Genomic DNA, 22,015 nt, shown 5'->3' on the forward strand with positions numbered 1-22,015 from the left:
TTAGTTTACAGTTGCACGGGATCTGTCGTCTATGCGAAAAATAATATACAAATCGGGAAGCAATTGTCGTCTAAAGCATTTATGGGGAAAGGAAATGAGAGCACATGTCAACAAAATCACAGCGTACGGATCCGCGTATACTTCGCACTCGCCAATTGATTCGAGACGCATTTATCGATTTGCTTGAGGAGATTGAACTTGAGAAAATAACCGTGAATCGGATTGCGGAACGCGCTACCATCAATCGTGTCACCTTCTATCTTCATTACCGGGATATTCCGGATATGCTGGAGAAGATGGCGGATGACATGGTTAATGAGATTCAAGCTATCTACAAGGATGTCTTGGATCAGTCCCGTTCCATAGACCCTGATTGGTTCATATTGGTCAAAATGCTGGAGCATATCGCGGAAAATTCAAAGTTTTACAAGGTGCTGCTCGCTTCCAAACGTATACCGGTCTTTACCGAACGTCTTCTGAAGCTGATGGTTGATGTTATCAACAGCAAAATCGAGAAGCGAGGCGCTTCCCCATCTGCTTCGACTGTGAGCGTCCCGAAAGATATCGCAATCTGGTACGGCTCCTCCGCCTTCCTAGGTACAATTGCCTTCTGGCTTCGCAATGATATGCCCTACACGCCGCTTTTTCTTGCCAAGCAGCTTTCCGTGCTGTTCCGTTTAGATCAAAATCAAACAAGCAGCAATTGATCAAAAACAAAAAGTGTTGTTACAGGAACCTCCTGCACCAACACTTTTTCGCCTCATCCCTGTTCCAATCGACCGCAAGCCAGCTAATCTCTAACCCAGCCATCCTCTATGATGAGTTCACGAATCAACTTAGCAGGGCTTCCTCCGACCAATACATTGTTAGGAATATCCTTATTAACGGTACTCTTGGCCGCAATGACAGAATTATCTCCGATGGTGACTCCCGGAAGTATGGTACAATCCGCTCCAATCCAAACGTTATTTCCGATTGTTATTTTCTTGCAGAGTTCACCCTTGTCGGTCGAATCCATACGGTGATAATTGCTGTCAAAAATGCTCGTTCTTGGACCAATTTTGACGTTATCTCCAATGACAATTTCCTTATTAGCCGCTATTCCCACTCCTGCATTTATGTATACATGATCCCCGATTACCAAGTTGGCACCCTTGGTACTCGTAATTTGAACAGCCCACGGATGGCCTACTATAGAAAGGTTTTTTCCGACTCGGATTTGTCCCCTTTTATTAATGAACACTTTGCCGCGTATCTTCGATGTTATATCACCAAATTTATAGAGACCTTTAAGTTTGTACAATGCTCCCTTATATCCCATATCAACATCTTCCCCCTCCGAATAGTATGCTTAATGAATAGTATACCAGAGGTTGTGCAGATTTTTGGTAATTAGTTATTCATTTTGAATAGCTTATTAAAGACAATCAAAACCATTCCAAACAAAAAGGGTGCCCAAATGGAAATGGGCACCCTTTTTGTTTATTACAATCAATGGCTCAGGAATTTCATATTACTTGGCCGGCTTCTACCGCTTTTTGATTTGCTACTGCAGTATTGAAAGCTGCTACGACTGTTGCTCTGTTTGCAAAGGCCTGTGCTATCATTGCTATTTGCACTGGAACTTTGTTGGCTAAGGCATTGTAGTCTATTAAGACTAGTCCTAGTGTTGCTGCATGATTTGTAATTGCCGTTGCCATTGCCGCTTCATCGGCTGCACTATTGATTGCTGCAACTGCGTTCGCTATTCTCGCATTCGATGCACTCGATGCTTGACCAGATGCCATATTTAATTGGTTCTGGAGCGCTGCTTTATCTGTAGTAAAAAATCCGTCGGCTACAAAGGTACTTCTAGAACTATATAGCGTTGTTGCTGCTTCTGTCTTGCCAGTCGGATCTAAGGCAAGATAGAATGTTACTGTTAGTCCCAACACATTCGTATCAAGCAATGCTTGAATTGCCGCTACACTAACTGCATTCCTATACTGAGCAACCAGTGAAGGTTCCAGTATTCTCGCGTCTGATGCAGGCTTTGCTGAGGCGATTGCCGCCGCTACTGCAGACTGGATCAATTCTTCTGTTGTTAATGTAGCTTTAGTATTGAATAGTGCTGTTGCTACTGCTGTCTTGCCGGTCGCATCTAATCCCCAATAATTGGTTAATGTTAATTCCAACATATTCTCAATAAGCAATGATTGAACGGCTGATGCATTTGCTGCATTTGTATACTGAGCTACCAATGCTGCCTGTATTCTCTCGTCTGATGCAGGCTTTGCTGTGGCGCTTGCAGTTATTACTGCGGTCTGGATCGATTCTTTTGTTATTAGATCATTTTGCAAATCATATAGTACTTCTGCTACCTCTGTTTTGCCAGCCTCATCTAAGCCCTCATAGTCGGTTAATGTTAATCCCAATTCATTCGTACCAAGCAATGCTTGAACTGTTGCTGCATCTGCCGCATTCGTATACTGAGCTACCAATGTTGCCAATTTCCTCGCGTCTGATGCCAGCTTTGCTGCGATGATTGCCTCTGTTACTGCGGAATGGATCAATTCTTCTGTTGTTAATGTAGCTTTAGTATTGAATAGTGCTGTTGCAACTGCTGTCTTGCCGGTCGCATCTAAGCCATCATAATCTGTTAATGTTAAACCCAATGCATTGTCACCAAGCAATGTTTCAACTTCCCCTACATCTGCCGCATTCGTATACATAGCTACTTGCGCTTTTCTCCAGTCGGAAAAAACCTTTGCGATGGAGATTTCTGATGTTACTGCTTCTTGGATCAAAGCTTTTGTTGTTAAATCATCTTGCATACCATATAGTGCTTCTGCTACTTCTGTCTTGCCTCTAGCATCTAAGCCCTCATAGTCCGTTAATGTTAATGCCAATTCATTCGCAATAAGCAAGGCTTCAACTTCTTCTACATCTGCAGCATTCGTATACTGAGCTACTAATGCCTCCTCTTTTCTCACTTCTGATGCAGGCTTTGCTAAGCCGATCGCCGCGTCTGCTGCGGACTGGATCAATGCTTTTGTTGTTAATGTAGCTTTCGTACCAAATAGGGCTGTTGCTACTTCTGTCTTGCCAGTCGCATCTAAGCCAGCATAATCCGTTAATGTTAATCCCAATGCATTCGCATCAAGCAAGGTTTGAATTGCTGCAACGTTTGCCGCATTCGTATACGCAGCAATCAGCGGGTCTGCTGTTATGGTAATCACTCTAGTCCCGGTAACTCCAGAAGCTGCATTAGTTGCTGTGACCGTTACATTGCCAACTCCTGTTGCTGTTAATAACCCTGTTGCGTTTATCGTTGCTGCTCCTGTTCCAGAGGCAACCGCCCATGCAATCGTCTGATTTGTTGCATTTGCTGGCGCTACCGCTGCATTCATCTGCAAAGTCCCACCAAATACTACAGTGGTAGCATTTCCTGCACCTGTGACGGTAATACCGCTTACGATAACTGCACTTGGTGTTGTTGGAGCACCTCCGCCACTTGGTGGCGTAGTGACTACAGGTTTTGGTGTTGGTGTTGTAGTCGTTTGCGGAGGGGTTTGAAATGTAGTGCCCGGAATGTTAACCGTTGCCGTTACAATCGTGCCTTTGCCTAATACCTTGACTATTGCATCTAAGATGAGTGCGTTTATTTTCGCTCCCTCTGTAAGATTAACAGTTATCCCTGTTGCACTCGCGTTTGCATTCAAAGTTTCGATGCTGCCTTCGGGTACATCAACTTGGATCTGCTGCGAGCTTACATTCACAGTATTGAATGCGCCAAGTAAGGTTACTTTCGAGCCAGCCGGAATGGCAGGACTAAGGTTAATATTAGCGAAGCCCTTGCCCGATGTATTCATCTCTCTAATCGTTGCCGGGGAATTAACCACGACTAAAGACACCGTTGTCGAGCCTTCCGAAACAATACGAACAATGCCTGTCCCGGATTTCTTATCGATAATAATATCCACGAGCACGGAGTTGTTGAAATGGATACTATTCTCGCCGCCGCCTTGAACCGTTACAGTGCCTGTAACCTTAACATTGTTTAAGAACGCATCGCCGTTTCCAATACCTTCGCCTAATAATAAGTCGCCGTTGATGACCATATTCTGCAAGGTTACTCCAGCAACAAGAACAACCACGTTCTTATTAATCGTTTCTACACCTGCGGCGGGACCATAGGTACCGGCCTTTTTATATACAACTGCTTGCGTGTTAATCGCGCGATCCAACGTAACAACTGCTTCCGCACGCGTAGTAGATTTGCCGGGCTTGAAGCTATCGCCTCCTGAAAAGCCCTTCATAATTCCTTTAGCCACGACTGCATCTACAGATCCTTTAGCCCATATTGCGATGGAGCTTGAATCCGTAAAAGCTGCAGTTGCTGCGTTTTCTTTTTTAGATAGTCCCAGCAAACGATCTACAATCGCCGCAACTTCTTGTCTGCTAACCGGCTTGCTTGCACCTATGGTGCCGTCTGCATAACCTGTTATGTAGCCTGCTTTGACTGCTTTTGCAATCTCCGGATAGGCCCAGTTTCCTGCTTGAACATCACTAAACGTAATCGCCGTCTCTTCCGTAAATCCAAAAGATCGATTAATCATTGAAATGAATTCTGCTCGCGTAATATTATTGTTTGGCTTAAAACTCCCATCTTCGTATCCTTTAATAAGTCCTTTATCCATCCATGCGGATATTTGAGCTTCCGCCCAATGTCCCTTAATGTCCGAAGTCACGGCTGCCGATGCACCAAAAGCGACTCCAAACGACGAAAATAGCAGACATGCAACAACCAGAAATGATACAACCTTCTTGAATACCTTATTCTTCATGATAGTCCTCCTTGTTTTTCTTTAATGAAATTGATCCTATCACACCCCAATGACGGCAAAATGACAAACTTCGACGACAAAAAAACCCCTTGGATTAGGGACGTTTAGGAATGATGCTTGCTTGCGAAACCATTTAGAAATCTGAATAAATAACAGGCCGAGTCGGCGCTCCAATTCATGAACACGCCCCCCTAATCGAACCTACATCCTGCACTAGCGCAGACTACGCATTACTGATTAGCTATACACATCGGCCACCCCGCAGTACTAGAGACTTTCACTCCATAGTCGATGCACCGTCAAACCAAAAAGGCCCGCTTTAGCTCTTAATAAGCTAATCGGGCCTCTTCTTTGCCTTGATAAAGTTGCCGCGTTTTATTCCTTTACCGACCCCATAACGATGCCATGGATGAAAAACCGCTGCAGGAACGGGTACACGATAAGAATCGGCAGCGAAGCAAGAATAATCTGCGCCGATATCGCGGATCGGTTCGTGAGCGAAGCCATAACGGAATTCTGGTCTGCGTTCACCAGATTACGCGAAGCGAGTACGACGTGAAGATATGTTTGCAACGGATATTTTTCCGTCTGATTCATGTAGATCAGCCCGTCGAACCACGAGTTCCAATGTCCGACTACGCTGAACAGCGTCACGGTCGCGATGACCGGCAAGGAAAGCGGGACGTAGATCCGCGTCATGATCGACCATTGCGAAGCCCCGTCGACCAGGCATGCTTCCTCCAACTCCTTCGGCAGTTGGCGCATGAAGTTGATCATAAGAATGACGTTGAACACCGGTACGGCTCCCGGCACGATGAGCGCCCAGATCGTATCGATCAGGTGCAGCTCGTTGATGATCATGTAACTAGGAATGAGCCCGCCGCTGAAGAGCATGGTGAATACGAGCGCCCAGATGTATACGCTCCGGCTCTTGAAGTAGACACTCTCCTTGGACAACGGATATGCCATCATGACGGTGAGAAGGAAGTTCAGCAATCCGCCTAGAACGACCCTCAGCCCGGAGACGCCGAACGCGTCCCAGAACTTGTCAAGCCGCAGAATGTTCGCGTAAGAGCTTAGGTTGAATTCGATCGGAATCAATCCAACGACGTATTGGTTCGCCGGCCCTTCCCCGCTCATGGAGACCATGGCGATATGCCAAATCGGGACCAAGCAGAGCAGCGACACGGCGGCGAGCACGATGTAATTCAAAATATCGAAAGCCTGAAAGCGATGCAGGCGTATTCTCATAACGAGTCGCTCCGTCCTTTAGAAAATGCGATAGTTCGCGTAGCGGTATGCCAATCGGTAAGAGGTCACGATCAAAGCAAAGCCGAATAGCGACTTCAACAGTCCGATTGCGGTGGCGAGTCCGTACTGCGCCTGAATGAGCCCCATCCGGTAGATATAGGTATCGATAATATCCGCCGAACTGATCACCATCGGGTTGTAGAGGTTAAAAATTTGATCGAAGCCGCCATTAAGCACGTTGCCGAGGCTCAAGGTCGACATCAGCACGACGACGGGAAGAATACCGGGCAACGTTATATAGACAACCCGCTGCCAGCGGCTCGCGCCGTCGATCGAGGCAGCCTCGTACAATGCGGGATTGATCCCCGTAAGCGCCGCCAGATAGATAATCGTCGAGAAGCCGAACTCCTTCCAGACGTCGGTGACGACCAGCATGACGCGGAACCAAGCTTCGTCTCCGAAGAAGAAGATCGGCTTGATCCCCAACGTCGCCAAGACTTGGTTGAACGCTCCCCCATTAATGGAGAGAACGTCGATCAGAATACCGCCCAGAATGACCCACGACAGAAAATGCGGCAAGTAAACGAGACTTTGCACCGTTCGCTTGAACCATACGATTCTCGCTTCATTCAGCAATAGGGCGAAGACGATCGGTACGAGCAATCCCGCTACGATCTTCATGAGCGAAATCTCTACCGTGTTCCACACGGTTTGCATCGTGTCCGGCAGCTCGAATAGAAACCGAATATGCTCAAGTCCGACCCATTCGGAACGAATAAAGCCCTGAGTCGGATTGAATTCCTGGAAGGCGATAACGATGCCGAACATCGGAAGATAGGCGAACACGAACAGAATGAGCATGCCGGGCGCCAGCAGCAGATGGAAGAACGCCCTATCTTTCTTCGTAATCTTCATGTGCGATAGATACCTCCTGCGAGCAGCAGCGCGAAGACTTGCCTGACGGCAAAGTCCCCGCGCCCCCGTTCCCCGTTACTTGGTCGATGCCCAAGCGTTAACTTCTTCCGTGATCGCATCTCCACCCAGTTGCTTCCACTGCTTGACGAAATTATCGAACTCGTCGATATTCGCGTTGCCCATAATGATCTTGGTGAAAGTCTCGGACTCGATCTTGTTCAAATTCGCCAGCCGCTTGACCATCGTATCCGTCGGCGCTCCAAGGAACGACTGGGGAACGTAGTTCTCGCCGTACTGCTCCAGCACCATTTCCGACTCGGAGAGGTACTTCATGAACGCCCATCCGTTCTGTTCATTATTTTTGTAGGCATCCCACTTCCATTTGCCGTCCGGATGAGTGACGAGCGAACCGTCATCCTTCTCCATGGCTGCCCTGAACTGCTTGCCGATCACCATATTCTTGCCTGGATCGTCGAAGAAGTACGGCTTGGCGAATTGATGAACTTGCTTGTCTTTATATTTATCGCTGCCTTGAATTTCCTTGTAGAAAAGGTCATTGTACTTACCGCCTTCGATCCACATCTCCGCCCACAAGTTCATGGACTTGACGAGAGCTTCGGGGTTTTCCATGCCCTTCCGGGCAACCATCCAGTTATAGACGTTCGTCGGTCGCTTCGGTACGACAACGCCGTCCACACCTGCCGGAATCGGGTAGGCCTTCCAATCCGAATTCGGAGTATGCGTCTTGGTGGTCGAGAGGGGATAAAGCGGCTGCCAGAATGCCCCGAAATAAATACCGCCTTTGCCCGCGCCGATGTCATCCGCCGTCTTGCCCCAGTCCTTGGCGCCGAATTCGGGGTCGATCGCTTTCGCTTTATAGAGCTCTTGCAACTTCGCCAGCGCTGCCTTCATCTCCGGCTGGACGCTTCCATAAGCCAGCTTGCCTTCGCCATCCTTGATCCAGATCGCCCGGTATCCCTTATAAGCGGCAGCCACTCCGTCGAAGCCCATTCCTAACGTATTGTCTAACGCCATTCCGTACGTATCGGCCTTGTTGTTGCCATCAGGGTCCTGCTGCGCAAAAGCGGTTGCGACGGTTACGAGCTCATCGATCGTCTTCGGCGCTTGGAGCTTCAGCTTATCCAGCCAATCCTGGCGAATATACATGATGGCTACGTTCTCATAGTAGTCGACCGGAACGGGCATGCCGTAGATTTTCCCGTCCACGCTGGCTGCCTCGAAGCCTTCTCCTCCGCCGTATTCCATAGCCTTGCGGAGCAAGGGAGACGCGTATTTCTCGTAAACTTCGGTCAGATCGGCCAGTTGACCCTGCTTGATCATCCGATGCAGTTGGTTGACGTCGACCTTCGAAATATCCGGGAGATTATTCGTGTTGATAGACAAATTCATCTTCTCGACGGTTTGGGAAGCGTCGGACACCCACTTGTTCACGAACTGAATGCCGAGAATGTCCTTGTAAGTCCGGGTCATAATATTGTCGTTGATGCTTTCCCCGTCGGCGAACAGGACGTTCGTTCCCGTCGTTCCGACGACCGACACTTCGATCGGGGGATCATACTTACCGAACGGATCCTCTGTCTGTGCCTCCGCCTCCGTATTCGTCGCGCTCGCGCTCGGGGAAGCGCTTCCGGTTTGCGCCGCGGGAGACTCGCTTGCCTGACCGTTGTCCTTTTTCGAACAGGCCGCAGCGAAAACCAAAAGCATTGCCATTACTACCATGATCATGCCGCGAATCTTTTGTCCTCTCATACCGTTACCTCCGTTATGTTCTTTTTTCAAACCGAGTTCCGACCCCTCTTAACGAAAGATGACCGCAAACACGTTGTACGTGTTCATGGTCATCATTATAAAAGGATGTAAGTCTATTCTTTTAAGGAGTTGAAGTATACTTTCCAAAGGTCACGTTCCCCGGAGCCTCTCCAACGTTCGATCCATCGCGGCGAGAATGGCGTCCGCGTCTCCTTTGCCCGCGATCCAGTCTTGAAATCCGGTGCACAACGTCTCCGCCACGCCGACGGGCCAGGCCTGATTGCTGAAAACCACGGATTCGTTACTCTGCATGAGAGCCGCATACTCCTCGAACTCGGCGATGCCGACGTCTTCCCCCTTGAAGGCGGGGAATACTTGGTACTGCAGCTTGAACTCCCGGTACAAAGGGGAGGACGGGCTGAATTGATAGGCCATTACGTCGAGCACTTCCGGCAAATTGCCGGTATTCTTGTTGATGACCGTACCGCCGGCAGGACCTACGGACAAGATCAGGGGAGCTCCCGGCGCGTTGCCGGGCAAGGGCATAAAACCCCTGCCGAATGGGACGTCGCCTGTTCGCGTCAGGCTACCGTAATCCCAGTTGCCGCCGAAAATCATAGCCGCCTTGCCGTCGTTAAACCAAGCCGCAGCTTGCGCCTCACCGGTCTCGAGGGAACCCGCTCTAATATATCCCCGGTCGTATAGCAGCTTGTACATATTCAGCACGTCGCGCCATTTCGATCCGGTGAAAGTTTGAGTACCGTCCAACAAACGTTTGTCGAAATCGGGATCCCCCGGATAGACGACCGAGGCCGCCAGCGGATACAAGCCGAACTGCAGAAACCACCAATCCTTATCCGGCATAATGATCGGCGTAACCCCCGCCTGCTTCAGCGTCTCGCAAAGCGCCAGAAACGAGTCCCAATCCTTTGGCCAATCCCTTACGCCGTAACGTTCCAACAGTTCCTTATTGTACCAAGCCCCCATCATGCTGAAGCCTTTGGGAAGACCGTACACCCGGCCGTCGACCGTAAAGCCTTCGAGAGCGTCCGGAGAGAACGCCTTCAGAATCTCCATTCCGGTCAAGTCTTGCAGGTATCCCGCGCGCGCCAATCCTTCCAGTTGCCGCATCGGCCACCATTCGAAGAAATCCGGACCTTTTCCCGCGGAAAGCTGCATCAGCATCGATTTGGTATACGCGTCCTCAGGCAGCATCTCCGTCGCGATGCGAATGTCGGTGAACCGATCCTCGACCATCGTTGGGAACAATTGCATGACGTACCTATTATTGTCCCTTCCGTCGGAGGATACGCCCATATGCATAAATTTTAGCGTTACGGGGTTCGGCACGGGCCGATCCTCGCCGGGATGCTGTGCGCAGCCAGATACGATAAACAACCCTAAGAGCAATTGAAGAAGACCCGTCCATGTTCGCTTCAACGTCTCACCTCGATAGAGTCGAAATATGTTACTATTATAAATAAAAATGCATGTCCGGAGAAGATGCGAATGAAGTTCGCCTGGGGACTGAAAAATCGTTTGTTGGTCGCGCTCCTGCTGCTCTCCCTCATTCCGATTGTCATCGTCGTCGTCGTGACGAACCGCAATTACGCCGCTCTCGTGGAGAGTCAAGTGAAGGAAGTGTCTCTGAACCTGCTTGACCGTTCTTCCATTCGGATGACGAACCGACTCGAAGAAATCGGACGAGTGTCCGCCTATCTGGCCTATCGGCAGACTGCCGACTCGGACACGATCCTGTCCTTTCTCGGGCAGCATGCCGGAGGAAAAGACATTCTTCCGTACGATCGGCTGCGCCATACGCGCGAATTCAAGACCGCGACCGAGAGCTTGCTGCTCAACCATGACTATATCGAAGGGCTGTACGTGTTCGCGGAGGACGGCACGGTGTTCGCCAACACCAAAGGCTCCGAGCTGAAAACCGACTATCGTCCTCTATCATCTGCTTGGTACCGCGATACGATTGGAGCAAAAGGCAAAATGGTCGTCGGAGAGCTGGAGAATCAAGACTTCCTGTTGTCCGGCAACCCGTCCATCGCGTTCTCCCGGGCATTGTACGAGCCGGCCACCAATCGTCGGATCGGCGTCCTGCTCATCAATTGCAGCTTGAGTCTATTCGATGAGCTGAAAGAGGGAATGCTAGCCGAACAACGAATTTTTCTGTTGAACGGCATCGGAAACCGGCTTTACGGAGAGGGCGAATTCGACGAGGAATGGGCTTCTTCCGCCTTCGGTGCCGGAAGCCGCATCGATGACCGGAGCAACACTCTTATTCTGCACAATACGTTCTCGGAATACGACTGGCATATGGTCATCGCCGTTTCGCTTGATGCGGTTACCGGAGAAGCCCGATCAACGTCTCGCTTTGCTTTATGGTTCGGCATCTGCTGGGCGATTCTGGCCATCGGCTTATCGCTTTGGATCGCGAAGGCATTCTCTCAACCGGTTAACCTCATGGCTCAGATGATGAAGCGTTACCAGACCGGCCAGCTTCCGCCCCGTCTCGAACGATACGAACGCAGGACGGACGAGATCGGCATTTTATACAACCGTTACTTCACGATGCTGCATGAAATTGATACCTTGATTCGCGAGAGGTACCACAATCAATTTATCGCAATGTCATCCAAAATGAAAGCGCTTGAGGCCCAGATCAACTCCCATTTCCTGTTCAACACGCTGGCCACGATGAACAGCATCGCGGTGCTCGAGGAAGTGCACAGCCTGTCCGCAATGTCCAAGGCGCTGGGCGACATGTTCCGGTACAGCATCAAGATCAACCGGGACCTGGTCATGCTCAAGGAGGAACTGGGTCACGTCCACAATTACATGACGATCCAATCTTTCCGTTACGGGGATAAAATTCGCCTGGAGACGGAGATCCCTCCGAAGCTCGAAACTTTCCCGGTGCTGAAGCTTATTCTTCAGCCGATCGTAGAGAACGCCGTATATCACGGCATCGAGAAGAAGAAAGGCCATGGTACGGTTCGCATCCGCGCTTGGGAACAGGACGGCGGCATAAGCATCGAAGTGCAGGACGACGGGGTCGGTATTCCTCCGGACAGGCTTATGGAGGTTCGGAGCATGTTGGGACGACCAGCCGAATTAGAAGAACTCCATCCCGGCAAGAACGACGCCCGTTCCATCGGTCTGTATAACGTCCACGCGCGAATTGCTTTGTATTACGGGAATGCGTACGGGATAGAGGTAGACAGCGCGGATAATCGGGGCACGACCGTCCGCATCCGGCTGCCCGCGACTATGCCGAGCGAAGGTGATTCTCTTGCGAAACGTACCAATTCAACCGCCAACTTCTGAAGGGAGCATCATAGGTATGTACAGATATGTGATCATCGATGATGAGGCTCTCATCCGCAAAGCGATCGTCAAGCAAATATCTTCGCTCGGGCTGCCCCTTGCCTGGGTGGGAGAAGCCGAGGACGGCGAGGAAGGTTTGGCGCTGGTCGAACGGGAACGCCCCGATATCATGCTGACCGACATGCGCATGCCGGTCATGGACGGAGTTTCGTTCCTGCAGGCCGTGACCGACCGGCGTTCCGAAGCGCAGCTTATCGTCGTCAGCGGCTATTCGGATTTCGAGTACACGCGGGAAGCAATCACCTCCAGCGTAGCCGGCTATATTCTGAAACCGTTCGACAACGAAGAGCTTCGGCAAGCGCTGGCGAAGGCAATCGATCGGATTGAACAAACCAAGCTGAGCCGCAAGAACGCGATGGAGATCGAGTTGGAGCTTGATCTCGTGCGCTTCTCGGCCTGGCTGTGCCGGCAATCCGACGAAGATGTATCCCCCCGCCCGGAGTCTTATTCGTCAGAGCCGCTGCGTGCTTTTCTGTCGGCGGGTTCCTTCGTCGTTGCCGTTCTCCTGGAGCCATCCGTCTCGGAGAAGAAGACCGGCGCGAACGAAAGCGAGGATTTCAAGATGCTGCCGGACGGCTGTTTACGGTTCCCCCATCCCGACATACCGGGGGTCACTCTTCTCGTCTGTTCGGATGCTCTTACAGGCAGGCAAGCCGCGACCGCGAAAATCAATGCCTGTCTGGCCGAATACTCTAGAAGGGCCGAGACTATCGCCGCCGTCAGCGGCGAATGCAATTCCGTGCAGGGCCTGCCCCGCGCCTACCGGAGCGCTCTCTCGCTGCTCGAGGCTCGGCCCTTCGGCCGAATGACCGGCGTGCACCGGATGTCTTCGAATAGTGGCAGCCCCGGCGAGCCTGCCGAGAACGGGGTGGAATGGCGCTGGCCTCACATGGAGGATTTCCTCTACGAGATGGAAGAAGGCAACGAAGCGCAAGCCGTACGGCTCGCCGCTGACTTGTTCTCCACTTGCCGGCTCGACGAAAGCTTTACGCTGCAAGCGGTCAAACGGATTTGCCGGACGCTGTACCACCGCATCGTCGAGCATCTTGGCTCCGTTCATCGGATTTCTCCGGATGCACGGCTTGAGATGCTGCCACTCTTGAGTCATGAAATCGATGCCGAAGCGTTCGAGCGGCACTTCCTGCAGTTCGTGCGAGACGCAGTCGGACAAGTGCCCGGGCGGACGGCCAAAGCGGCCGGACTCTCGCAGCAGATCAAGCAATACATCGACCGCCACTATGCGCATCAGCTAACGCTGGAAGAAGTCGCGGACCGTTTCTTCCTACATCCCGTCTACTTAAGCGTCATGTTCAAGGAGAAGATGGGCGAGACATTCCAGGATTACTTGCGCAGAATCCGCATAGAACGGGCCAAGCATCTTCTGCTTACGACCAAGTACCGCATCGACCGGATATCCGTCATGACCGGCTACGAGAATACGAAGTATTTCTACAAAGTGTTCAAGAAGGAAACCGGCTATACGCCGACCGATTATCGACAGCAGCAGCTCGGCGAGTGATAAGGTGAGTAACTTGAGGAGCAGTTCCCATTAGCATACAAAAGAGAGAGACCGCGCTTACCAGCTATGCCGGCGGGATGCGGCCTCTCTCTGTCTCTTCCGTTATTCAGGGCAGCTGTACAAGTAAATCGTCGAGCAGGTTGACCAGTTTCTCCGGCTCCATCTTGCGCGTTAAATAACCATGCCGGCCTTCAGGATGCGGCTCCCATCGATTGGCTCCGCTATCGGGATCCACTTCGATGCAGCCGCGGACCACGTCCCAATAGTCGCCCGGCCCTTCCGCAGCGTATAGCACAGCCGTTAGATCCCAGCTCTCGCGAACGCCGCCCTCCCCGCCATACCACACATAGCTTCTCCGCACGGGATGGTCGACCGGCGTATCGGTATGAAGTCGGCGACCGGTTCGAATCTCCGCGCCGATCTCATAGCCGGTGAACGTGATGCCGGTAGGCCAGTGCTCTGCGACGTAGGCCGCCGATTCGGGATGCATCTCGAAATTCCACTCCTTGCCTTCCGGGAAACGGCCGCCCATGGCAACGAGATGCCGCGCCTTGCGAGCGACGAGCTCAGCCCCGGACAAGTCGGAATGCCTATCGGGGCCGGACTGGAGTAAATACATAAGGTTCACGAGCGGCCCGATCGCCACAAAGACGACCGTATCGTCCTCGGTTTTCGAGAGCAGTTCGCGATACAGATCGGTCGCATCGGGCGCCTCTTCCCCCTCAGCGTATCGGTTTGGGTAACCCTTCGCAATACCTTTGTTGTATTTGCCGTATAACTCGTCGGAATCAAGGAAACTCGAGATCCGCCTTAAGGTGCCGACGGGGATATCGCCCCTTCCGAAGTAGCTGTTCAACGCATCAAGGCAGCCGGCTCCCCAACGACTGGAAGTGCAGTGCATCATGCCGACGATACGAACCTGGCGCATTCGTTCCAGCGCATGCAAGACGGCCACGGCCCCCGCATCGTCGCAGTCGGGGCCGATATCCGTATCCAACAGGATCGGGACCGGCGTCCCGGTTGGCTGATATCCATTGCTATCGTTCATAGCTTTATCCTCCTCTGACTGGTTTCCAGGAAACGATCCAATTCTTCTCTGGTCGGCATCGCCGACTGCGCGCCTACTTGGCGAACGGACAGCGCGCCCACCGCATTGCCGATCCGAACCGCTTCGTTAACTTCGAGGCCAGAAGCCAGTGCATAAGCGAAACCGGCGTTGAAGGAATCACCGGCTCCGGTCGTATCGATCGCCTGGGTCGGATAAGCATCGATATGAGACAGTTCCGTATCCCGTATCAAATAGGCGCCGTTCTCGCCCGCTTTCGCGATTACCGTTCCGACGCCTCTGCGTATGAGGATACCGGCCGCTTCTTTTAATTGATAGACGTATCGGTCTTGCTTACCCGCATAGTATCGGACTTCCGTCTCGTTCGGCGTCATGTAGTCGATGTAGCGGAAAATGGCTTCGGGCAGCTGGGAAGCTGGCGCCGGATCGAGCACGATCGTCTTTCCCGCCTGCTTCAACCGTTTTACCGCGTAGGCTACGGTGCCGATCGGAATCTCCAACTGGAATAGGAAAAGATCCGATTCGACGAGTTCCTCCCACATCGCGTCGATATCGGAGGGCTGCATGCAGCCGTTCGCGCCTGGCGAGACGACGATCTGGTTCTCCCCTTGCCTGTCGACCCAGATCATAGCTGTTCCCGTTACCGCGCCTTTCTCCGTACTAATTCCACTGACGTCGACTCCGTTCATCCGCAGGTGGCGAATATAATCGTTCCCGTGAATATCTTCCCCGACTTTCCCTACCATCTTCACCTTGGCACCCAGCTTGCCGAGAGCGACGGCTTGATTGCCCCCCTTCCCACCAAAGAAGACGGAGTAGCCGTCCGCCGTCAACGTCTCTCCGGGCTGCGGGAAACGTTCGACGGCTGCGACCATGTCCACGTTCAAACTTCCGATCACGCATATGGATTTCATTGGGGCTGTCACGTTCTTTCTAATGGATTTGGTTCTAGGCGTACACAGCCCCCATTATAGAAGAACGCGGGTCTACTATTTTAAGGACTTGCGGTACACTTTTTAAGGTATGCAATATGCACGATAACCGTTTAAATCAAACAAGAACCGAGGGCCCGAGCGCCTTCGGTTCTTGTTTGTTAGGCTTAATTCTCACGTCCCACCGTGATGACCACATTCCCCTTTTTGCGCCCTTGTTCAACGTATCTGTGCGCCTCGGGAATTTGTTCCAGCGGATAGCGTCTATCTATGACCGATTTTATCTTTCCCGTCTCGACAAGCTCTTTGAGCAAAAGCAAATCTTCGGTACGTACCCTTGCCATCCCCTGCGCAACTGACACGTATGTCCCGTTCGGAGTTAGTGCTTTCTTGCAATTTGATTTTGAGGTTTTCCCAACTGCATCGAAGATGATATCATATAACACTCCACTTTTCGTAAAATCCTCTTTCCTGTAATCCATTACCTTATCGGCTCCCAGAGACTTCACCAATTCCAAATTTGTGGCACTGCATACCCCGGTAACTTCTGCCCCGAAGTACTTGGCGAGCTGTACCGCGGAAGTCCCTACCGCCCCGGAAGCTCCATAAATAAGAACTTTTTGTCCGTTCTGGATCTTTCCTTTTCTAAAAAAATGCAAGGCCGTAGTTCCTCCAAAAGGTACGGCAGCGGCTTCCTCATAAGTCGCATTCGTCGGTTTCAGTGCCACGACTCCGTCTTCAGGCAGACATGTGTATTCGGCATAAGCACCAAAGCGCATCCCCGTTAATGCATAAACCTGGTCACCTTTCTTAAATCGCTTCACATCTTTGCCTATTGCCTCAATCTCCCCGGCTAACTCGACCCCCAGAATAGGTTTTCTTGGTTTTCTGAGGCCTAAGAATAATCGCATGGGGATCCATAACAAGATAGGGCTTTCGAAACTTCGAACTCTACAATCCCCTGATGTTACGGTTGTCGCATGAACTTTTACCAAGACTTCATTGTCCTTGGGAGTTGGTTTTTCTATCTCTATGAGTTGAAGAACATCCGGTGTTCCGTATTTGGTGCATACAATTGCTTTCATGGGTTTCCTCCAAACCTCAATTTGCAATTAGTATATCTGCTGCACGGTATTGACATATAGATACTTAAGTATTGTTTTGCAAAACTTACAATAGACCCAATTTGCGGGCAAGCGCTACAGCTTCGGTGCGCCGCTTAACCTGCAGCTTGTCAAAAATATTCCGGTTATGCCCTTTAACCGTACTAAGCGCGAGGAAAAGCCGCTCGCTAATCTCGCGATTCGAAAGTCCCTGGGCAATGAGCTGTAAAATGTCTAGCTCGCGCCCGCTTAACGGCTCGATAAGGGGCGGGTATGACGAGGGTTGGCGCAGCAAAGATTGGGGATCGCTCTTCGGCTCCTCGGCTTCGAATTCAGCCAGCAACTTGCCTACGTAATCTGGCATCATTCCGCGAGCAGTTGCTTCGGACAATAATCTAGCCATCGGATATCCCTTGTCATCAAAGGTCCGGAACAGTCGGGAGAGAAACGCCTCACCTGCAACGACTCTGTCCTTGTGTTCTAACTGCCGCGCCAGTAGGACGGCCTGTTGTCCGTGGTGCATAGCTGCGTCCAGGTCGTTCCATTCATATAAAATACGGGCTAAGCCCAGGTGCGCTTCGCAAGCAACTGGAAACGGCGGATCACCTGCCAATTTCAGAACCCGCCGATAGGTCTCAGCCGCCACATAAAGCTGGTTTTCAGCTTCCTGTATATTGCCGAGGCCAATTGTAGCCATAATGGTGATAATGACATGCCCGATCATTTGACTGATCGATAATGCTTCGGTAAAGGCCATCCTGGCCGCGGCACGATCCCCCTGGAGCTGGTAAGCATATCCAAGCGTCCATTTAGTTGCCGCGCGGATAGGCAGGTTATCGGGGCGCAAATACTCCAAAGCGCGGTGCGACTGAACAAGAATCGTCTCTACTTGGTGCTGACTAACCGCTACCGTAGCCCTTATGGAGGCAATATGACCGATAAGGTCTCGGACTTTTTCATCCGGCTCGATTCCTTGAAGAGAAGTTTCGGCAGCTTGAAGTTGCTGTTCGATACCGGTCAATTGGCCGACCATCAACAACGCCGAGGCATAGATCACCCGCAGCGAAGGCCTCTTATCCAGTTCCGTCTTCGGCAGGGACGAAAGCCAGTTCAGTACGGGGGACACCGCACCGCGAAAGTGCAAGGGCATCCCCTCTCCTTCCGTCAATCGCGCGGCGCGTTCGACATCGCCCGCGGCGACGGCATGGCGAAAAGCTTCGAGTTCCAAGCCATTCTGTTCATGCCATATGCTGGCGCGCAGGTGTAATTCCGCCGCAGTACTCCGATCCAATCTGTGCCTCAGCAAATCCGCAAAGAGATGGTGATAGCGGTACCAACGCCGCTCGTTATCCAGCGGGACGATGAACAAGTTGGCGCGTTCGATCTCTTCCAACGTTTCTTGCCCGCTTGACGGGGGGACGAGTCGCAGAACGGCATCGCTAAGAGGACCGCATATGCGATCTAGAATCGACGTGCCGAGCAAGAAAGTCTGAACCCTTTCAGATTGCTGTTGCAGGACTTCTTCAACCAGATAGTCCAGCACGAAGCCGTGGCTGCCGGTGAAAGTTTCGATGAAGCCGGCGGCATCATCATGTCCCTGCATCGAAATCGCTGCTAATTGGAGACCGGCAATCCAGCCTTCTGTGCGGGCTTCAAGCCGGGCGATCTCTTCCGATGTGAGATCTAGAGCCATCACGCGGTTGAGAAAACCGGCTGCTTCTGAGTGGGTAAATCGCAAGTCCGCGACGCGCAGTTCGGTCAATTGATCACGGACACGCATCCGGGCAATAGGTAATCGTGGATCCGTGCGAGTGATGATCACTAGGTGCATCTGCGACGGCAGGTTATCGAGCAGAAAAGCAAGGGCATGATCTATCGATTTGTCATCGATTACGTGGTAGTCGTCAAGGACGAGGATGAAGGAGTTCGGGAAGGTGGCGATTTCATTGAGCAGAACCGTTAGAATCGATTCGATCGGCGGTGGCTGTGGGGATTGGAGCGCGCCAAACACTCCTTCTCCAATGTTCGCCCCGATCGTTCGCAAAGCGGCGAGAAGGTAAGTCAGAAAACGAACCGGATCGTTGTCCCCTTCGTCCAACGACAGCCAGGCAGCCGGCCGTTCACAGCCGGCGAGCCATTCGCTGACCAGCGTCGTTTTGCCAAACCCGGCGGAGGCGGAGACAAGGGTCAATTTGCGATGCAAGCCCTCGTTTAGCCGCTCGGTTAGGCGTGACCGGGAGACCCTTATCGTCCGCGGCGGAGGGATATATAGTTTGGTGGATACAATCGGTATCGTCATAGATTCATTATACTAACCTACAATAAATTATCAATAAACCAGGGTTTAATTAACGGTAAAACTGTAGCAGGCTGCATAGCTTTTGTATGATCCATGTCATTCCCTTTTAATATTTCTACATCCCAATCTAAATGCTCCAATTCCGTTTTATTTTTCCGTAATAATCCGACTATATCTACAGTAACACTCCCGAAATTTTTTCCATAAACAATAGTATCTTTCTCTCCTGCAAAAGCTAGCTTAGGGATAGTCAACGTATTTTGAATTTTTTTATCGTCGAAATCCATTAAGTCCTTATACATAGTAACAAACTGTTTCGTTTGATTTGGATCCATTTTCACCTGTATATTATCCCAATCAATCTCTTCAGGGTTAGTAATTTGTTCTTGTCGATACTCAGAAGTATTTTGATTATTCAAAGCTTGCTCGTAGGTCTTATTGGTTACTATCATCATTTCTTTATAAGGTCCTTCATAGGGTGGATACCCTCCCATAATCAAACTTTCTAGTCTATTCGTTCTGATTGCCAATTGTAATCCAACTAGAGCTAACCATGAGTAACCATAGTAACTAAATTTCCCAACATTCATTTCATCGGCTATCCGTAATAAATCTTTTGCAATGTTTGCAGGTGTGAGATGATCTGGTTGGGGATTTTCAAAAAGGTGACCTTCATAATCAAAGTACAAAACTTGAAATTTGTCAGACAGCCCTTCAACCAAATTTTTCCCTAATTCAGGGTCTACCCCCCACAATTTCAAGCTTTCCGCTTCCTGACCATAAACGGATTTTTTCGCTGCCGGCAGCATAATTACTTTACTAGAAGCCTTTCCAGTCAAACCAACTTCTAATGTGGAACCGTCACTAAGTGTTACGATTTTTTTCATTTCAATCACTCCCAATCTGTTTATACTAATACCATACAACATTCATGCAATATTTCGGTTTTAGCTATTTTGACGTTGATGCTATGCGATTTCTAACTTTTTATATTAACTCAGCACTTGAAGGTATTACTTTAATGAAAGGAGAAACAAGACCATGATGGAATCCATGAGGGAACAAAGCATTCCTTATCGACGGATGTACAATATGCTCATAGCTGGCGGGAAGGTGGACAAGCCAGAACAGGTTGTCCAACAGCTCGGCGCTCTGCAGGCACAGGATTATCATCAGGCCTTGTGGGCAGTCGGAATGCGTATGCAATCTGCTACTGCGGCGGATATCGAGCAAAGCATCGAGGATCGTAAAATTATGCTGACTTGGCCGATCCGCGGTACGATTCATTTCGTGTCTCCAGAAGACGTGAGATGGATGCTGAAGCTTCTGGCTTCGCGCATTCTGGCGCAGGATAAGCGTAGACTGGAACAATTGGAGCTTAACCAGCAGATCATCGAACGCTGCAGGCAGATCATCTATGACGCATTGCAAGGGAACAAGCGGATAACCCGGCCCAATCTCATGCAATTGCTGGAGGAAGATGGGATCAGCACGAAAAATCAGCGGGGATATCATCTTCTGTGGTATCTCGCGCAGAGCGGCCACATTTGTCTAGGGCCGAAGGAAGGCAAGCAGCAAACCTTTGTTTTGCTGGATGAGTGGGTGCCTGCCGCGAAGGAATTATCCAGGAGCGAGGCGCTCGCTTTGCTCGCGGAGCGATATTATACCAGCCATGGTCCAGCAACCGTATATGATTTGGCCTGGTGGGCTGGCATCACGCTCTCGGATGCAAGACAGGGAGTCGAAGCTGTACAGTCCCGGCTGGTATCGGAAAAGATAGGCGGACAGGAGTATTGGAGAGCCGACCACGTCCAAATTGGCTCAATAGATGAAGGACCGACTGTCTATCTGCTTCCGGGATACGATGAATATCTGCTTGGCTATAAAGACCGGAGCGCGGTATTAAAAGCAGAATATGCCCCCCATATTGTCCCCGGCAATAATGGCGTATTCATGCCGACCATCGTTATCGACGGTCAAGTCGCCGGCAAATGGAAACGGACGATTAAAAGTAAAGGGATCGATATCGAATTTAACCTATTTGCGCCTCTGAAAGACATTGAAGAGCGCATCATCGAGGCTGCCGCGCGATATTGCGAATTTATGGGACTGCCTGTCGCTGCAACGTCCTTTCAAGTGGTGGAATAATCCCAATGGAATTTGTTATCACGCAACAACAGCATAACCGCCGGTCTACGCGATCCGACGGTTTTTTTATGGATCAAGCACCAGCTTTATGGCTATATAACTTCCCGAGGAAGATTGTCACCGATTGTTCTCCGGAGGGGGTTGTCGCACCCAATTCGGTCTTTAAAATAAATTTAGAAAATCACTCATTTTATCTTCAGAATTATATGGTAGGATAAAAAACATCTTCTTAGCGGGGTTCAATCGGTGGGGGTTTATGATAAATCAATATATGGAATGGCTGCATGGCCATGAAAAACGTATGTTTATCTGGTGCAATCATACGATACGTCATACGTCTCTCGATCGTATTTTCGGCTTACTCACCCATATCGGCGGAGCAACCTTTACGATCCTATTCACGTTGTCTATGGCCCTGTTTGCCCCTAGTGCATGGGGCACTGCAGGCTGGCAGAGCATGGCCGCCTTGACGGCGAGTCATATTATTGCAGCGATAATCAAGAAGAAGATTCAAAGACCTCGGCCATATTTGGTTTTACCGCAAACAAAAGTAGGCAGAAATCCGCTGAAGGATCATTCTTTTCCATCGGGACACACGACGGCAATATTCTCGATCATCACACCATTCTTATTTGTTTCTCATTCGCTGACTTTCATTTTAATACCGCTGGCATTGAATGTGGGCTTATCGCGCATTTACATGGGACTTCACTATCCCTCGGACTGCATCGCCGGATGCTTGCTCGGAACATTCAGCGCTCTATTCATGGTCGGTTTGATTCATTAGTTT

The 22,015-nt window shown here is 50.6% G+C and carries 16 protein-coding genes; 5 read left to right on the plus strand and 11 right to left on the minus strand.

What is annotated here, in order from left to right; translation table 11 throughout:
* Window positions 1-104 precede the first annotated feature (104 nt).
* Window positions 105-707 (plus strand): TetR/AcrR family transcriptional regulator, encoded by a 603-nt coding sequence (locus tag K7P76_RS23430; RefSeq protein WP_232187750.1) that lies wholly within the window; start codon window positions 105-107, stop codon window positions 705-707.
* An 83-nt stretch (window positions 708-790) separates the two neighbouring features.
* Here K7P76_RS23430 and K7P76_RS23435 read toward each other — a convergent pair whose 3' ends face one another.
* The 6 genes from K7P76_RS23435 to K7P76_RS23460 all read right to left on the minus strand — a co-directional run bounded on the left by K7P76_RS23435 (window position 791) and on the right by K7P76_RS23460 (window position 10,202).
* Window positions 791-1,321: an acyltransferase gene (locus K7P76_RS23435; RefSeq protein WP_304518420.1), complete on the minus strand. Its 531-nt coding sequence runs from the start codon at window positions 1,319-1,321 to the stop codon at window positions 791-793.
* Window positions 1,322-1,508: 187 nt separating this feature from the next.
* Window positions 1,509-4,826, minus strand: coding sequence for an S-layer homology domain-containing protein (locus tag K7P76_RS23440; RefSeq protein ID WP_232187751.1), 3,318 nt, complete (start codon window positions 4,824-4,826; stop codon window positions 1,509-1,511).
* A 375-nt stretch (window positions 4,827-5,201) separates the two neighbouring features.
* Window positions 5,202-6,077 (minus strand): carbohydrate ABC transporter permease, encoded by an 876-nt coding sequence (locus K7P76_RS23445; protein ID WP_232187752.1) that lies wholly within the window; start codon window positions 6,075-6,077, stop codon window positions 5,202-5,204.
* A gap of 18 nt (window positions 6,078-6,095) precedes the next feature.
* The gene (locus K7P76_RS23450) at window positions 6,096-6,992 is read right to left on the minus strand and encodes an ABC transporter permease (protein WP_232187753.1); all 897 of its coding nucleotides are present in this window, start codon (window positions 6,990-6,992) and stop codon (window positions 6,096-6,098) included.
* 75 nt (window positions 6,993-7,067) lie between these two features.
* Window positions 7,068-8,762, minus strand: a complete 1,695-nt coding sequence (locus K7P76_RS23455) for an extracellular solute-binding protein (protein WP_232187754.1) — start codon at window positions 8,760-8,762, stop codon at window positions 7,068-7,070.
* A gap of 150 nt (window positions 8,763-8,912) precedes the next feature.
* Window positions 8,913-10,202: an ABC transporter substrate-binding protein gene (locus K7P76_RS23460; RefSeq protein WP_232187755.1), complete on the minus strand. Its 1,290-nt coding sequence runs from the start codon at window positions 10,200-10,202 to the stop codon at window positions 8,913-8,915.
* 69 nt (window positions 10,203-10,271) lie between these two features.
* Between K7P76_RS23460 and K7P76_RS23465 the strand changes: the two genes are divergently transcribed.
* Window positions 10,272-12,098: a cache domain-containing sensor histidine kinase gene (locus K7P76_RS23465; protein ID WP_232187756.1), complete on the plus strand. Its 1,827-nt coding sequence runs from the start codon at window positions 10,272-10,274 to the stop codon at window positions 12,096-12,098.
* Window positions 12,099-12,114: 16 nt separating this feature from the next.
* Window positions 12,115-13,677 (plus strand): response regulator transcription factor, encoded by a 1,563-nt coding sequence (locus K7P76_RS23470; protein WP_232187757.1) that lies wholly within the window; start codon window positions 12,115-12,117, stop codon window positions 13,675-13,677.
* Between the two features lie 106 nt (window positions 13,678-13,783).
* On the opposite strand, the gene K7P76_RS23475 is transcribed toward K7P76_RS23470, so the two are convergent.
* From K7P76_RS23475 to K7P76_RS23495, 5 genes are all read right to left on the minus strand, one after another.
* Window positions 13,784-14,725 (minus strand): nucleoside hydrolase, encoded by a 942-nt coding sequence (locus tag K7P76_RS23475; protein ID WP_232187759.1) that lies wholly within the window; start codon window positions 14,723-14,725, stop codon window positions 13,784-13,786.
* On the minus strand, window positions 14,722-15,657 hold the full coding sequence (rbsK, locus tag K7P76_RS23480; protein WP_232187760.1) for a ribokinase: 936 nt from the start codon (window positions 15,655-15,657) through the stop codon (window positions 14,722-14,724). The genes K7P76_RS23475 and rbsK overlap by 4 nt, the downstream gene beginning before the upstream one ends.
* Before the next feature lie 185 nt (window positions 15,658-15,842).
* Entirely contained in the window at window positions 15,843-16,760 is a 918-nt protein-coding gene (locus tag K7P76_RS23485; protein ID WP_232187762.1) for an NAD(P)-dependent alcohol dehydrogenase, read from the minus strand.
* Between the two features lie 85 nt (window positions 16,761-16,845).
* Window positions 16,846-19,077 carry a winged helix-turn-helix domain-containing protein gene (locus K7P76_RS23490; RefSeq protein WP_232187764.1) on the minus strand — a complete coding sequence of 744 codons (2,232 nt, stop codon included), beginning with the start codon at window positions 19,075-19,077 and terminating at the stop codon, window positions 16,846-16,848.
* A 17-nt stretch (window positions 19,078-19,094) separates the two neighbouring features.
* A complete protein-coding gene (locus tag K7P76_RS23495) occupies window positions 19,095-19,964 on the minus strand; it encodes an alpha/beta hydrolase (protein ID WP_232187766.1) in 870 nt (289 codons plus the stop codon).
* A 154-nt stretch (window positions 19,965-20,118) separates the two neighbouring features.
* Between K7P76_RS23495 and K7P76_RS23500 the strand changes: the two genes are divergently transcribed.
* Together K7P76_RS23500 and K7P76_RS23505 are read left to right on the plus strand one after the other, a co-directional pair.
* Window positions 20,119-21,225 carry a winged helix DNA-binding domain-containing protein gene (locus K7P76_RS23500; protein ID WP_232187769.1) on the plus strand — a complete coding sequence of 369 codons (1,107 nt, stop codon included), beginning with the start codon at window positions 20,119-20,121 and terminating at the stop codon, window positions 21,223-21,225.
* 256 nt (window positions 21,226-21,481) lie between these two features.
* Window positions 21,482-22,012, plus strand: coding sequence for a phosphatase PAP2 family protein (locus tag K7P76_RS23505; protein ID WP_232187771.1), 531 nt, complete (start codon window positions 21,482-21,484; stop codon window positions 22,010-22,012).
* Window positions 22,013-22,015: the final 3 nt, after the last annotated feature.

This window comes from Cohnella silvisoli, assembly GCF_021190915.1.
Lineage (GTDB): Bacteria > Bacillota > Bacilli > Paenibacillales > Paenibacillaceae > Cohnella > Cohnella silvisoli.

Excerpts from the sequence above, each read along its gene's own strand:
- K7P76_RS23440 (WP_232187751.1), bottom strand. The coding sequence starts at position 4,826 with ATGAAGAATAAGGTATTCAAGAAGGTTGTATCATTTCTGGTTGTTGCA.
- K7P76_RS23505 (WP_232187771.1), top strand. The coding sequence starts at position 21,482 with ATGATAAATCAATATATGGAATGGCTGCATGGCCATGAAAAACGTATG.
- K7P76_RS23445 (WP_232187752.1), bottom strand. The coding sequence starts at position 6,077 with ATGAGAATACGCCTGCATCGCTTTCAGGCTTTCGATATTTTGAATTAC.
- rbsK (WP_232187760.1), bottom strand. The coding sequence starts at position 15,657 with ATGAAATCCATATGCGTGATCGGAAGTTTGAACGTGGACATGGTCGCA.
- K7P76_RS23430 (WP_232187750.1), top strand. The coding sequence starts at position 105 with ATGTCAACAAAATCACAGCGTACGGATCCGCGTATACTTCGCACTCGC.
- K7P76_RS23465 (WP_232187756.1), top strand. The coding sequence starts at position 10,272 with ATGAAGTTCGCCTGGGGACTGAAAAATCGTTTGTTGGTCGCGCTCCTG.
- K7P76_RS23450 (WP_232187753.1), bottom strand. The coding sequence starts at position 6,992 with ATGAAGATTACGAAGAAAGATAGGGCGTTCTTCCATCTGCTGCTGGCG.
- K7P76_RS23470 (WP_232187757.1), top strand. The coding sequence starts at position 12,115 with ATGTACAGATATGTGATCATCGATGATGAGGCTCTCATCCGCAAAGCG.
- K7P76_RS23485 (WP_232187762.1), bottom strand. The coding sequence starts at position 16,760 with ATGAAAGCAATTGTATGCACCAAATACGGAACACCGGATGTTCTTCAA.
- K7P76_RS23495 (WP_232187766.1), bottom strand. The coding sequence starts at position 19,964 with ATGAAAAAAATCGTAACACTTAGTGACGGTTCCACATTAGAAGTTGGT.
- K7P76_RS23490 (WP_232187764.1), bottom strand. The coding sequence starts at position 19,077 with ATGACGATACCGATTGTATCCACCAAACTATATATCCCTCCGCCGCGG.
- K7P76_RS23455 (WP_232187754.1), bottom strand. The coding sequence starts at position 8,762 with ATGAGAGGACAAAAGATTCGCGGCATGATCATGGTAGTAATGGCAATG.
- K7P76_RS23500 (WP_232187769.1), top strand. The coding sequence starts at position 20,119 with ATGATGGAATCCATGAGGGAACAAAGCATTCCTTATCGACGGATGTAC.
- K7P76_RS23435 (WP_304518420.1), bottom strand. The coding sequence starts at position 1,321 with ATGGGATATAAGGGAGCATTGTACAAACTTAAAGGTCTCTATAAATTT.
- K7P76_RS23475 (WP_232187759.1), bottom strand. The coding sequence starts at position 14,725 with ATGAACGATAGCAATGGATATCAGCCAACCGGGACGCCGGTCCCGATC.